The organism is Nostoc commune NIES-4072 (assembly GCF_003113895.1).
In the GTDB taxonomy this organism is placed as follows: Bacteria; Cyanobacteriota; Cyanobacteriia; order Cyanobacteriales; family Nostocaceae; genus Nostoc; species Nostoc commune.
In genome coordinates, this window is sequence record NZ_BDUD01000001.1 from 2,088,323 (window position 1) to 2,101,986 (window position 13,664).

Genomic DNA, 13,664 nt, shown 5'->3' on the forward strand with positions numbered 1-13,664 from the left:
CTGGTTTTACCAATGCAAACAAACAATAGGTAATGTTAACATCAGGCAAACTATACTGATCTTAAATCATTCGTGAAAATTGATATAAAATTTTTATTTACTATATTTTCTAAAAAAGTATAATATATGCCTAAAATTACTGTTTGCGTTCCTACTTTTAATCGTGTTCATCTCCTTCCTTATGCCATTGACAGCGTACTTAATCAGTCTGAGCAAGACTTTGAGCTAATTGTTTGTGATGACGGTTCTAGCGATCGCACACCTGAGTTAATGTCACAGTATACAGATCACCGGATTAAATATATCCGTCATCTGCAAAATATTGGTAAAAGTAATAATATGCGCTCTGGCTTTGATGCAGCCAGTGGTGAATATTTTATTAAATTTGATGATGATGATCGGCTAACACCCGATTTTCTTGCAAGTACCGCAGCTATTCTTACTCAAGACTCTAGCATTGATTTTGTTGGTACAGACCATTGGATAATTGATATTGATAATGTGCGGGATGAGGCAAAAACTCAAGAAAATTCTCATCGCTGGGGTAGAAATAATTTATCAGCAGGTATTGTAGATAATTTGTTGGAAGTAGTATTTATTCAACAAAGTTTTCAAGTTGGGGCGACATTATTTCGCCGTAAAACATTGCAAGAATTAGGATATATGCAGCCCAATTTGCAAAATTGTGAGGATAATGATTTGTTTGTACGTCTAGCTTTGGCTGGGAAAAAAGGCTATTATTTACCAGAATTATTAATGGAATATCGCTACCATGCAGAGCAGCAAGGTATCAACAGAGCCATTCCTTATTTATATGATAAAATCCGGTATTTAGAAAGTTATAAATTTGAGTCTGAAAAGATAGAGACAATCAGGAAAAATCGTTTAACTGAAACGCAATTATTATTAGGTTTGCGTTTAATTGAAAAGGGGGAAACGCAAAAAGGCAGAGAGCTAGTTTTAGCGGGACAGTCTTTTTCAACTGCTAAAGCTTGGACTGGTTTAGGGTTATCGTTGTTACCAGTTGGGTTGCGGGGTAAGGCGTTTAATGCATTGCGACAGGTGCGGGGTTAGCCTATGGTAATCATAATATGACCCAGTTAGTAGTTAGTCTCCATGACTTTTATCAGCTTTTTCAAGAGCATTGAGAATATCAGTCTTTGTCATTCGTGTTGTTATTTTAATCCCTTGTTTTCTTGCAATTTCTTGTAGTTGATCTTTTTTCATGCTATACGATGGCTTGCTTGGAACTTCTTCAATAATCTTTTTAACAGCTTCTGTAAATTGCTGAACTAACTGAATGTCAATATTTGTTTGCTTATTTGGACTCTCCTCCAATTTTTTAACCGATGTAGTAAGTTGCTCAACCTTTTTGTTAAGTGTTTCTACTTCAAGAAATAATTTATTAAGCTGCTTAAGTATTTTTTTAGTTGATTCTGTCTCTTCAGAAACTGATGGTAATACTACAGCGATAGAATCCGAGGAATCTGAAAAACCCAGCAATTGCTGCATTTCTTCTTTAGCAGCAGCAGCTTGTTCATCGGTCATATCAAATACCCAAACCCACAGTTTCTCAATGTCAAGTTCTTTAGCAACTAGACACCAATCAGCACCATAAATAACTTCGTACTCTTTTTCTTCACTGTATGCCTCAGTACGGCGCACAATCAGAGGAATTAAATTAGTACCTTGTTGAGTAAGGCTGTTCCTTAAGTATTCGCGTTTTTCAAAAGGAACTTCTACAGTTTCAGACTCTGGTACAGCAATTTGAAAAGTGTAAACTTGTCCGTGGGAGATTGACTTGATACGTAAATATTCAACAATGCGATTATGACGTTCTGTTTCTTGCATTTTTACCTCTTATTTATTTGTAGTATAAATTAAGTGTTTGGCTAAATTTATGTAACAGTTAAAAGCATCTTGGGCAGCTTCTTTATCTTTAGAGCTTAATTCACGATCAAACTCTGCAAAGCAAAGAGGATAACCTTTATTAGGTGTAGTTGCAACTATACTGAGGTTTGGAATCCATGTATTTTGAGGAAATAATTCTACATTTTTACTTTCAGGACGCTTTGAGAGAATATCAAAAATTTTATCACTCATAGCTAGAGCAATCTTATTTGCTGACCTGTTATACATACTAACTGCAATACCTAGAATTGGTAATGGTTCATCTCTATATTGATGGACTCCAATAGCGCGATTAATAACATACTCTAATGCTCGAATAGGATAAGCCGCAAGATGTGTAGGAATTAAAATTCCTGAAGATGCCATGAGTGAAATATCATTAACTCTACTAAATGCTGGTGGCGGATCAATCAATATATAATCATATTGATTATGGTACTTCTTCAGCTTTTTGGCCAATACTCTATCAATATCTGGTGTAGTATTCAAGGTGAGTTCTTGCTCACTTAAACGAATGTGAGAGGGGACAATATCTAGTTCTACATCATCCCAGTTTTTATGAATAATAGTTTCTTCTAAGCTGGTTCTTGGATCGGTAATGAGATTGATTATATCTTTCTTACCTAGCTGTTCAACATCATCAAAAGGATCTATTCCCAGTCCCATTGTCAGATTAGCTTGAGCGTCAATATCAATCAGAAGGACTCGTTTACCTAGCTTGTTGAGAGCGGCCGCAAGATTGATAGTTGTTGTAGTCTTACCTACGCCACCTTTGTTATTAAATACAGTAATAATCATCGATTTGCGTTCTTCTTTAGTTTCAGAAACTAATTTTTTTTCTTCACTGGTTTGCTGGGTTTGAATGGGAGAAGTCTTACGTTTGTTGAATAAGTTCAACATATCTTCTTGTTGCACCTCTTTTAAGATTAAATTTAGAAACTGTAACCGAATATTTTGTTGGTTTTTATACAAAGTAGAAGTAAAGTTTAAATAAGTTTTTTTGGATAAAATTTTGTAAAATGACCTATATCTAAGAATAAGTGTGGCTTGGGAATACTCTACAATAGTTGTAATTTTTTTATCATAGTTATAAAGTATACGAAAGTCATAGCCATTGGTTAACAGCCCGATAACAGACCCAGTGTGGCGCATGTAATTATTAATTTGCCAAACGCTGTGGGCAATGTTTTTGCTGGGCGCTTTAACTTCAATAATTAAATATGCTGGTTTTATTAAAGCGGAGTCTGGTTGACCCACTAAGAAGTCAAGCTTAGATTGTAGAACTACCACTTGAGACTGCCAATCGGCATTGCTGTAACCAAGGATACCTAAGAGGGGAACTACTACCTTTTGCTCTACATCGGATTCATTACTATTTGGAGCGATCGCTTGAAAAATGTTTTGCAGTATCGAGCCATAGTCAGCCATAGTCAGCAATCATACTAACACCGAGAGGCATCCAACTTTACAATTCTATCCGCTAATTTATACGTTGTAAGAATTTTTGCCTCTATTGCTAGTAAAATCCAAGAATGGCTAGAATCGAAGAGTTTACTTAACCTATTTGCGCTAAAGGTTTTGGCTACTGTATCTTGTCCCCACTGCCATCAACTCGTTGATAATCAAGCTATCAGTTGTCCCTATTGCCGGACGACACTCAAAGCTTACGGTCATCCCGGTATTCCATTGCACCGTGCCATTGGGGACGGGTATCTGTGCGACACCTGCACTTATCACGCTGATGATACTTGCAATTTTCCTCAGCGTCCCTACGCCAAAGACTGTACCCTCTACCAAAATATTGAAGAGACAAAGTTAGAGTTGGAACAGCAGCGTTACACTAATAGTTTTGCAATAACTGTAAAAAGTTGGGTAAAACGCAATCAGGCTTTGCTGTTACTTTTGGGTTTATTATTGGTCTGTTTGTTGTTCGTTATATTAAGGTCTTGATTTGTGTTAAGTGGGGAGTGGGGAGTAGGGGAAGATGAGGCAGCAGGGGAAGAAGAACTATTAATTATTGCCAAATGCTCAATGCCCAATGCCTTCATCTCCCTCATCCCCCTCATCTCCCTCATCTCCCCCATTCCCCACTTCCTAACTTCAATCAAACTGTTGTGATTTTGGATGCTTCAGCAATAGGTTCAATCAATATGGTTGGCGCTTTTTCGTCAAAGGCGGCTAAATCGAACCAAAAAGTCGTGCCAATCCCGACTTCACTCACTAGATGGACTTTGCTACGATGTCTGTCAATGATATTTCTAACAATCGATAAACCTAAACCCGTGCCTTCTAGGGTGTGAACTCGGTTTTCTACGCGAAAGAAGCGTTCAAAAATTGAGCGTTGATCTTCTGTGGCGATGCCAATTCCAGTATCGGAAATTTCAATCCGCACTGGAGAAGATTGGGTTGGACTGGGTTTAAAATCTAGTTGGTAAGCGCGGATTGCCACTTTACCACCGGCTTTTGTGAATTTAAGAGAATTACCAATCAGGTTGCCAAACACTTGTACTAACAGATCATAATTACCCATTACCAGGGGCAAATTAGAATCAACTTCTTGAATGAGTTCAACACCTTTATCTTTAGCATTCAGTTGGTAAGTACGCAATGTTTGCTCGATCGCTTGGGTTAAATCTACGCCATCGAAGCTGTAGTTGTGACCAGATTGGAGTTTTGATAAATCTAAAACATCGTTAACTAAGCGGGTCAGGCGATCGGTTTCATGATTTACTGTTTGTAGATACTCTTGCCGTATCTGTAAATCCAAGTTCTCGCCGTATTCGTGGAGAGTTTCAATATGGGTTTTAATGTTGAATAAAGGCGTTCGCAGTTCGTGAGAAACGTTGCTGATAAATTGGCTTTTTGCTTCGTTTAATTCCACCTCACGGGTTATATCTTGGATGGTAATGGCAATGCCTTTGATGCTTTCCCTTTGCACATTAAGCACTGTAGTCAAGAGAATACGGATTGTCCTTTGGGTGGGTTGGTTAAGAAAAATTCGGAATTCGGCGCTTTCGCATTCGCCTGCTGCCATTTCGTACAAAGGGTCAGCGATTTCCATTTGTACTGCTGGGGGCAAGTGATGTAACACGTTGTCACCTACCACATTAGCGTTTTCCCAGCCAAAAATTCGCTCTGCTGTGGGGTTAGCTAAAATCACTTGCATGTTGTTATCAATCAACACAGCACCATCTGCGATCGTTGAAACTAGGGTTTGTAGCTTGGCTTTTTCTGCGGTCAGTTCCTCAATATTCTGTTCTTCATAGCGCTCTAATCGCTCTGCCATCTCATTAAAGCTTAAAATTAACTCCCCCAGTTCGCCGCCTAAAGGTAAATCAATGCGCTGCTTGAAATTCCCGGTAGCAATTTGCTTCACTCCCACCAGCAGTTCTTTAATGGGCTTAGTGATGGTCAAGGCGTTTATCACTCCTGCCAAAATCACCATTACCCAAATGGTAATAAACACGGCAATGGTGACATCGCGGGTAAAATTGGTGGAGATGACAGCAGTCTGATTGGGGTTGATACCGATCGCTAATACACCTAAGTATCTTTTATTGACAATTAGGGGAATAAATACATCGGTGACTATTCCATCTGGGGTTGCATGTTGCCGCACCATCGGCTTTTCCCCATCACCAGGGTAATCTTCTGGCAGTTGGATTCGCCGTTTAATGGTAAGAGAGTTTTCTACCTCCGCGTCCCAAAAAGGAATGCCAAAAAAGATTTCCCCGTCTTCGTCGGCGTAAAGCATATAACGCACACTAGAGGTGCTGCTGTAGAAGCGTTGAGAAAATTGGGCAACCTCAGTCAGATTATTGTCAGCGACTAGAGGAGCAACGTTGGCAGCAAGCAGCAGCCCTAAGTCACGGCCAAAGCGGGTGTCATTCATCCGCGCATCCTGCTGAATTGTATTCACAGCCCAGAAGGTCAGCCCACTCATCACTAATGAAACTACCATTGTGACTACAGCCAATAATTTGGTCTGGAGTGTGAACTCAGACCACCAAGTAGCGATCGCATGTCGAATTGTTTTAAACAGACTTAGCATCTTAAATAAAGTTGTTAATACTCTTTGTTATAAAGCCCAACAACTAAAAAATTAACAGTTAATTTGACAAACATGTTAGGAAATGGGGCATTGGGCATTGGGTATTGGGCATTCTGGACTAGAATAGGACTTACGCACACTCTACGAATTCTCGGCGCTCTTGGCGTCTTGGCGGTTCGAGAAATTAAGCTTTTTAGCAATTTTTGCGTAAGTCCTATAGAAAAGAGAGATTTTCAGGCTTTGCTGTGAAAGATACTTCATAAGAGTCGAAATAGAGTATGGGGCAGGGGGAGTACTCCTAACTCCTAACTTTATGCCCAATATCTTTTCGGTAATATATCCCTTCAAACTGAATATATTTGATACCTGCGTATGCTTGAGCGATCGCTTGCTCAAAATTTTCTCCGATTCCAGTCACATTTAATACTCGACCCCCATCTGTCACGACTTCTTGGTGTTGGTTCAATTTCGTACCTGCATGAAATACTGTTGCTCCGGTTGCCTCTGCCTCACTAATGCCAGTAATAACCTGCCCTTTCTTATATTCTCCTGGATAACCACCTGAAGCTGCAACTACAGTTGCAGATGCTCCCTTTTTCCAAGCAATGGGTGGCAATTCACTTAATCGCTGTTGTACACAGGCTAGAAGCAACTCTTCTAGGGGCGTTTCTAACAGTGGCAAAATCACCTGGGTTTCAGGATCGCCAAAGCGACAGTTAAATTCTAAAACCTTCAAGTCGCCATCGGGTGCAATCATTAACCCAGCATACAGTACACCTCGGTAATCAATGTCTTTAGCTCGTAAGGTGGCGATCGCTCTTTCTAATACTTCTGTTTGAATGCGGGCCATCAACTCTGGCGTAGCGATAGGTGCTGGGCTGTATGCTCCCATGCCACCAGTATTGTCTCCCGTATCACCCTCACCAATTCGCTTATGGTCTTGAGCTGGCAGCAAGGGTCGAATCGTTAACCCATCTGTTAACGCTAAAATTGATACCTCTTGCCCAACTAAACATTCTTCAATGACAACAAATTCACCAGCACTACCAAATTGTCCTTGAAAAATCGCCTCAACGGCACTTTCTGCCTGTGCAACTGTTTCAGCTACCATTACGCCCTTACCAGCCGCCAAGCCATCAGCTTTAACGACAATTGGCGCTCCCTGAGATTTAACATAAGATTTTGCTGCTGCTGCTTGCGTAAATACCGCAGCCCGTGCTGTCGGAATCCCTGCTTCTTGCATCAGAGCTTTTGCCCAAGCTTTACTCGCCTCAATTTGCGCTCCCGCTCTGACTGGCCCAAATACCATCAATCCTTTGCCTTGGAGGTAATCTGTGATTCCCTTTGCCAAAGGCACTTCTGGCCCAACTATCACCAGAGTGATACCATTTTCTAAAGCATATCGGCTCATGCCCTCAAAATCATCTACTGTTAAGGGCAAGTTATGGCAACGTTCCAGACTTGCTGTGCCTCCATTCCCTGGTACACAGACAACTTGCTCAATTTGCTTAGATTGCAACAGTTTCCATGCCAGAGCATGTTCGCGCCCTCCATTACCTACAACTAAAACTTTCACTGCTTTCCTCGTGCGTTCCTTGCGAAACGAGAATGCCCTATTTGGCTCTCGCGGATCAATTTTTCATTAATTTTCACACTTATGCAAGCCCCCTCATAAATAAAAAGGCTCACAAGCAGGGGCAGCAAGAAATATAGCTATAGCGAGTTAAGCTGTCATACTCAGCGACATCCCGCCCAGAACTAAAGTTCAGCTATGAGACTCGGAATTCATTCCGAGGCGGGATAGAAACGTAGTGCGAGATTTAATATTAAATTAGGAATGGGGTTCTGTACATACTCAACTGAGAACCACTATATTGAATTTTTACTGCATTTCTTCTTAAAATTTAACTTAGTTAATTAGTATCATTATAACTTTTTATCAATTGCAATACTTAAATAAGTGTATTGAAACTTTTCCAATATAAGTACAATATTTAAGTATTTATGATAGTTTTTTAACCATTTCAATAATTGAGTGAAAAAATCATTTTCAAGTGATGACGATTATTGATTACAATTATGAATCTGTGAATATAGAAAACAATTAAAATATTCAAAAATAGGCAACATGGCTAAAATTATTGTTACTGGAGCTGCTGGCTTTATTGGCTCTCATTTTGTAGAAACATTACTGCAACAAGGAGAAGAAGTGATCGGGATTGATGAATTTAATGATTACTACGATCCGATGTTAAAGCGTAAAAATATTGCACACTTACATCAGTCACCTGGCTTTACATTAATTGAAGGAGATATGCAGTTTTTAGATTGGCAGAAACTCCTAAAAGATGTAGATATAGTTTACCATCAAGCGGCGCAAGCAGGTGTTAGAGCAAGTTGGGGTAAAGCTTTTCGAGGTTATACAGAACGAAATATTAACGCTACACAAGTTTTGCTAGAAGCAGCTAAGGATGCTAAACACCTGAAAAGGTTAGTGTTTGCCTCTTCATCTAGTATATATGGTGATGCAGAAACATTACCTACCCATGAAAGAATTTGTCCTAAACCAGTTTCTCCTTACGGGATTACGAAACTAGCTGCGGAGTTTCTATGTGAACTATATCACAAAAACTTTGGCGTACCCTGTGTGTCATTGCGCTATTTTACAGTATATGGCCCCAAACAGCGCCCAGATATGGCATTTCATAAGTTCTTTAAATCGATTTTGCAGGATGAGGCGATTCCTATTTACGGCGATGGCCAGCAAACGCGGGAGTTTACGTTTGTTAGTGATATCATCGCCGCCAATTTAGCCGCCGCTTCCACACCTGAAGCAGTGGGAGAAATCTTTAATATCGGTGGCGGTAGCAGGGTGATTTTAGCAGAAGTCTTAGATACGATTGAAGAAATTGTTGGGAAATCAATTAAAAGAAACCACATAGAAAAAGCGATGGGAGACGCCCGCCACACGGCTGCTGATGTATCTAAAGCCAAGAAAATTCTCGGATATCAGCCGCAAGTCTCCTTGAGAGAGGGTTTGATACAGGAATGGGAGTGGGTGAAATCTTTGTATTAAGTAAGCTGTTACGTATACAACTTGCACAATTAGGGCGGGCAAGATGCCCACCCCACAATCATATTAAAAAAATATTAGTGCAAATTAAAAGCGCAACAGCTTAGACATCTCTAAAAATTAAATATGCCTTATCTAGAACCCTTGTAGAGAAGTAGCAATGCTAGATCAAAACAATTCTTCTTTCGAGATGTCTATTCCGTATCCTTCTAATTTTCCTTATCCCCTCATCTTTACTTTGGTTATGCAAAGCGTACTAATAGGAGTTTTGCTCTTAGCTGGTAGTTAAAACAACACCTTGGCGCACAGTACGCTTGCGTTGGCGTAGCCGGTCGGAGACATCGCTTTTACGAGTACCACCAGCCATTTGATACTCGTGGCTATTTTTACCAAACTTATAAGCAATACCAAGCAAAATTTTTTCAGAATAGTCTGCCAAATCTCTTTCATTTTCGGTGATTTGGGTTAATAAAACATCAATAGTAGAGAGAGTGGTATTGTAGGCTTCCAGAGATTGACGGAGACTCGCAATTTTCCCTGTATAATCTTTAACCGTTAAATTATCTCCCACATCTAGAGTAGAACTGATAGATTTAATACTTGCCAAGCGCATCTCAGCTTTGCTAAGAATACGTGAATCGCGTTTTCGCCTTGCCATTCTTAATACTCCTTTACCTAAAAAAAGAACTTAAGTTTTTAGTAATTCTATAATGGACAATTTTTTAAAAGGTTGTCCTGCGTAAAACTATTTATTTTTTTTAAGACTAAAATTTGAGTAATTTTACCAATTTTATCCCCCTCTCTTTCTCTCATAACCGCAGTGGCTTCACAAAGAACCATTGCGGTTATAAAAAATTTAGATTTGTTATAAATCTGTAGTAGTCTGTCAGCTTTGAATTGAGGGGTAAACAAATTCGTAGTAAGGATCTAAGCTCTTTTTTTCTAAGCAGGCTTTGTGTTTACTACAAACCCTCTTGCATTAAGTAAATCCGCCCTGACTTTTTCCTTACTCACGACTTACCACTGAGTAAGGTTAAAACAGAAGTTCTTGCAGGGAAAGCAGAAGTTGCTACAGATTGCGCGAAACACCGAAACGTTAAAACGGATGTTCTTGCAAGGAAAGCGGAAGTTGCTACAGCTTGCGCGAAACACCGAAATGTTAAAGCAGAAGTTCCTACAGAGAAAGCAGAAGTTGCTACAGCTTGCGCGAAATACCGAAATGTTAAAGCAGAAGTTCCTACAGAGAAAGCAGAAGTTGCTACAGACTGCGCGAAATACTGAAATGTTAAAGCGGAAGTTCCTACAAACTGCGCGAAATAAAAAACGTTAAAGCGGAAGTTCTTACAGACTGCGCGAAATAAAAAAGACAATTACTCGTTGATGCCCTGGTATGATGTTAAGCTTTACGCTGGCGATCGCTTGATTGTTTTAGCCACAAGCAGTAGTTTGCAGCGAATTGAATGGGTTAAGCTTCCCCGGTCTGAAGACACGGGGATTTCTGAAGAGTCCACAATCGAACTTTCTTAGGCTGACTTAAACAGCCTCTACCTACTCCACTTAAGTCAAACTTAAATATCGCAGCTACTTTTCTGATTATATTAATTGCCCCGTGGCAGTCTGAATTTATTTTGATTCCCGTTGAGGTTTGAAACTGACCTCTTGTTATCCGAATACCACTGCTTTTCCACCCTTCAGGTTTTGCGCCGAATGTAGGTAGCAAATCATTGTCGATAAACGAACTCTTGGAGGTATAACTCTCTTCAGTTTCAATAAAATCAATCCCGTATTGTTCACATAACTGCTCAATACGTTTTTTCAGCCTAGCCGTAGGGATTTGAACAAACTTTTGATTGTTCGTTTTACCCATATTAGCACCATCTTTTTGTCCTTCATTCCAACCGAAAACAATCGAACCAATTTGATTATCAACACAATGGGTTATTACAACTCTTGCAGCTTTATTAACAGCATCTCGCATCTGACGATTACGTTTTTCTGTAATGACTGCAAGTCTATTAGACCAAAATCCTTGAGGTTTTCCTTCCTTTATTTTGGCAACTGACTTGTTGTACCATTGATTGAAAGATTTTAGATGTAACCCATCGACTATAAAAGACGTTCCTATATTAGACACACAGGTTAACCAGTTATCTATTCCGTGGTCAATTCCCAATACTTTAGATTTATCAAACTCGACAATCTTTGAGTCTGTTTTGTAGACAAACTCCGCATAGAAGCATCTGTTTCTTGGCAATATTCTAACTTCTCTGATGCTTTTAAAGTCTAAATTTGTCGGCATGGGCAGATCAAAACAATCAACACCAAACCAGATATTTACCAAGCTACCTAGAGGAAACCTGAGCATCCCGTCTTTTAATTTAAGAGAGCGCCCTGTAAAGGTGGCTAAGGCTAAACCCCCAGATGTCCTGTAATTAGGTAGTTTGGGTTTTTGAGTAACTGTGCCTTTCTTTATCCCCTTCACTAAACCAATGTAAGACTTGAAAGATTCAGCCACGCTAGTTAATATCTGTTGCGCCGTATCTGAATATAAAGCTTGATAATGCTTATTCTTTTGAATAGTTCCTAGCTGCTTGTGTAAATCGGCTTTATTTGGTAAGTTACCTGTCTTGAAATAAAGCTGACGACTGTAGTAAATTCCGCAATTAATTAAGCTATTTGCTTCTGTGCAAACATACTCAAGCAAGGCTTTTAAATCCTTGTTTGGGGTAATTAAAATCTGCTGACATCCATACACAGTTCAAATACCTTTTTGTCGTTTTTCTTGACCTGTCAACTATAGCTAAGTTAAACTAAGTTTGTCAACAGGTCGAAATAAACAACATGAAAGCCGCCCTTGAGTATAGAACTGGTAATCATTCAAAAGGTAATGCAGTAGTTCATTTAGTCTGGATACCAAAACGAAGAAAAAGAGTTTTGGTTGGGGAGATAGCTAAACGCCTTAGACAAATCATTAATGAGCTAGCTTTAGAAAAAGACTGGGATGTTTTAGCGTTAGAAGTCGCCCCCGACCATGTACACTTATTTGTGGAGCATCAACCGGATATCGCTATTAATCAGATAGTAAAAGCCTTCAAGGGACGTTCATCCTATATGTTACGTAAAGAATTTCCACAATTATTAAAACTACCTAGCCTATGGACTAATAGTTATTTCTACTCCACTACCGGACAGGTTTCAACAGACGTAATTAAAAGGTATATCGAAGATCCACATCATAATTAATCTTGACGGTGGTTTAAACCACCGTTGGCACTTCCTCCACGCATCTATTGCCAAGTGGCTTCCCTGCCGTTCAGCGAAGTTTTTGTGATTATAGGGGCGCAATATCAATATATTGTGCCCCTACACATACATCTAGTTTTACCACTGTAATAGCCTGAAGTTAAAACAAACAACAGTTCTATAGCTCCTACAGTGTTGGTAAATACTATCTAGAACGAGTACCTGTTACTTCATTAGGATCGTTATAAGCCCGGACTTTTTCACGATTACGAGCTAGACCTGCTAAACCGGCTAGACCAAGTAAACCTAGCCAACCCCAATCGAAACCGCGATCGCTAGTTCTTTCGGAAGCTGCAACGCCTGCATTCCTATTAGTACCTGTAGCATCACTACCTGTTGTCCCACTACCTGTAGTGCCAGTACCTGTAGCATCACTGCCTGTTGTCCCACTACCTGTAGCATCACTACCTGTAGTGCCAGTGCCTGTACCACTACCTGTAGTGCCACTTGTACCATTACTACCTGTACCTGTACCTGTAGTGCCACTTGTATCACTACTACCTGTACCTGTAGTGCCACCTATACCACTTGTACCACTACTATCTGTACCTGTAGTGCCACCCATACCACTACTACCTGTACCTGTAGTGCCACCCATACCACTTGTACCACTACTACCTGTACCTGTAGTGCCACCCATACCACTACTACCTGTACCTGTAGTGCCACCCATACCACTACTATCTGTACCTGTAGTGCCACTTGTGCCACTTGTACCTGTAGTGCCACTTGTGCCACCTGTACCTGTAGTGCCACTTGTGCCACTTGTACCTGTAGTGCCACCTATACCACTTGTACCACCACTACCTGTACCTGTAGTGCCACCTATACCACTTGTACCACTACTACCTGTACCTGTAGTGCCACTTGTGCCACTTGTACCTGTAGTGCCACCTATACCACTTGTACCACCACTACCTGTACCTGTAGTGCCACTTGTACCACTTGTACCACTACTACCTGAGCTACTACTGCCAGCACTGGAGCCTGCGCTACCAGAGCTTCCGCTACCAGAGCCTCCGCTTTGAGCAGAAACAGAAGGAGGTAAGGACAAAGAAGCGAAACTGATGGCAAAGACAGTAGCCAAAACAGCTTTAGATAAATCAAAAGGCTTCATAGTTATAGTTCCTTTTATGTTCTAGATTTCTGTACTTGATTTTCAAAACCGATATTGTCTACTCAATCTACTGCTAAATTAGGGAATTTTTTACAAGACAGATTGAGGAGTCTTTAACCTAGTTTCTTTTGGAAAATTGAAAGCATTTTAAGCTCCCACACACAACAATTTATTTAACTGTTTCTCAGATTCAAACTAATTCATAATTA

General features: G+C 40.1%; 12 protein-coding genes. 5 read left to right on the forward strand and 7 right to left on the reverse strand.

Features of this window, described 5'->3' with window-relative positions; genetic code table 11:
- The first annotated feature begins 126 nt into the window (after positions 1-126).
- Entirely contained in the window at positions 127-1,074 is a 948-nt protein-coding gene (locus tag CDC33_RS09450; RefSeq protein ID WP_109008265.1) for a glycosyltransferase family 2 protein, read from the forward strand.
- A gap of 33 nt (positions 1,075-1,107) precedes the next feature.
- Here the strand turns inward: CDC33_RS09450 and CDC33_RS09455 are convergent, their stop codons facing one another.
- Positions 1,108-1,851 carry a ParB N-terminal domain-containing protein gene (locus tag CDC33_RS09455; RefSeq protein WP_109008266.1) on the reverse strand — a complete coding sequence of 248 codons (744 nt, stop codon included), beginning with the start codon at positions 1,849-1,851 and terminating at the stop codon, positions 1,108-1,110.
- A 9-nt stretch (positions 1,852-1,860) separates the two neighbouring features.
- Complete coding sequence (locus CDC33_RS09460) at positions 1,861-3,339, reverse strand: AAA family ATPase (protein ID WP_244919187.1); 1,479 nt, start codon at positions 3,337-3,339, stop codon at positions 1,861-1,863.
- Positions 3,340-3,489: 150 nt separating this feature from the next.
- Between CDC33_RS09460 and CDC33_RS09465 the strand changes: the two genes are divergently transcribed.
- Both CDC33_RS09465 and CDC33_RS38530 read left to right on the forward strand, forming a co-directional pair.
- Positions 3,490-3,861 (forward strand): zinc ribbon domain-containing protein, encoded by a 372-nt coding sequence (locus tag CDC33_RS09465; RefSeq protein ID WP_109008267.1) that lies wholly within the window; start codon positions 3,490-3,492, stop codon positions 3,859-3,861.
- Between the two features lie 3 nt (positions 3,862-3,864).
- On the forward strand, positions 3,865-4,029 hold the full coding sequence (locus CDC33_RS38530; RefSeq protein ID WP_181373951.1) for a hypothetical protein: 165 nt from the start codon (positions 3,865-3,867) through the stop codon (positions 4,027-4,029).
- Here the strand turns inward: CDC33_RS38530 and nblS are convergent.
- Both nblS and purD read right to left on the reverse strand, forming a co-directional pair.
- Positions 4,016-5,962: a two-component system sensor histidine kinase NblS gene (gene nblS / locus CDC33_RS09470; protein ID WP_109008268.1), complete on the reverse strand. Its 1,947-nt coding sequence runs from the start codon at positions 5,960-5,962 to the stop codon at positions 4,016-4,018. The genes CDC33_RS38530 and nblS overlap by 14 nt on opposite strands.
- Positions 5,963-6,260: 298 nt before the next feature.
- Positions 6,261-7,538: a phosphoribosylamine--glycine ligase gene (gene purD, locus CDC33_RS09475; protein WP_109008269.1), complete on the reverse strand. Its 1,278-nt coding sequence runs from the start codon at positions 7,536-7,538 to the stop codon at positions 6,261-6,263.
- Between the two features lie 552 nt (positions 7,539-8,090).
- Here purD and CDC33_RS09480 point away from each other — a divergent pair.
- Positions 8,091-9,038, forward strand: a complete 948-nt coding sequence (locus tag CDC33_RS09480) for an NAD-dependent epimerase/dehydratase family protein (RefSeq protein ID WP_109008270.1) — start codon at positions 8,091-8,093, stop codon at positions 9,036-9,038.
- Between the two features lie 271 nt (positions 9,039-9,309).
- Here CDC33_RS09480 and CDC33_RS09485 read toward each other — a convergent pair whose 3' ends face one another.
- Both CDC33_RS09485 and CDC33_RS09500 read right to left on the reverse strand, forming a co-directional pair.
- Positions 9,310-9,693: a hypothetical protein gene (locus CDC33_RS09485; RefSeq protein ID WP_109008271.1), complete on the reverse strand. Its 384-nt coding sequence runs from the start codon at positions 9,691-9,693 to the stop codon at positions 9,310-9,312.
- Positions 9,694-10,500: 807 nt separating this feature from the next.
- Positions 10,501-11,790: an RNA-guided endonuclease InsQ/TnpB family protein gene (locus CDC33_RS09500; protein ID WP_109008273.1), complete on the reverse strand. Its 1,290-nt coding sequence runs from the start codon at positions 11,788-11,790 to the stop codon at positions 10,501-10,503.
- Positions 11,791-11,876: 86 nt separating this feature from the next.
- Between CDC33_RS09500 and tnpA the strand changes: the two genes are divergently transcribed.
- Complete coding sequence (tnpA, locus tag CDC33_RS09505; protein ID WP_109008274.1) at positions 11,877-12,278, forward strand: IS200/IS605 family transposase; 402 nt, start codon at positions 11,877-11,879, stop codon at positions 12,276-12,278.
- Between the two features lie 205 nt (positions 12,279-12,483).
- Here tnpA and CDC33_RS41885 read toward each other — a convergent pair whose 3' ends face one another.
- Positions 12,484-13,455 carry a WGxxGxxG family protein gene (locus CDC33_RS41885; RefSeq protein ID WP_109008275.1) on the reverse strand — a complete coding sequence of 324 codons (972 nt, stop codon included), beginning with the start codon at positions 13,453-13,455 and terminating at the stop codon, positions 12,484-12,486.
- Positions 13,456-13,664: the final 209 nt, after the last annotated feature.

Coding starts and splice junctions, on each gene's coding strand:
- CDC33_RS09455 (WP_109008266.1), bottom strand. CDS start 1,851: ATGCAAGAAACAGAACGTCATAATCGCATTGTTGAATATTTACGTATC.
- nblS (WP_109008268.1), bottom strand. CDS start 5,962: ATGCTAAGTCTGTTTAAAACAATTCGACATGCGATCGCTACTTGGTGG.
- CDC33_RS09485 (WP_109008271.1), bottom strand. CDS start 9,693: ATGGCAAGGCGAAAACGCGATTCACGTATTCTTAGCAAAGCTGAGATG.
- CDC33_RS09480 (WP_109008270.1), top strand. CDS start 8,091: ATGGCTAAAATTATTGTTACTGGAGCTGCTGGCTTTATTGGCTCTCAT.
- CDC33_RS41885 (WP_109008275.1), bottom strand. CDS start 13,455: ATGAAGCCTTTTGATTTATCTAAAGCTGTTTTGGCTACTGTCTTTGCC.
- CDC33_RS09450 (WP_109008265.1), top strand. CDS start 127: ATGCCTAAAATTACTGTTTGCGTTCCTACTTTTAATCGTGTTCATCTC.
- CDC33_RS09460 (WP_244919187.1), bottom strand. CDS start 3,339: ATGGCTGACTATGGCTCGATACTGCAAAACATTTTTCAAGCGATCGCT.
- tnpA (WP_109008274.1), top strand. CDS start 11,877: ATGAAAGCCGCCCTTGAGTATAGAACTGGTAATCATTCAAAAGGTAAT.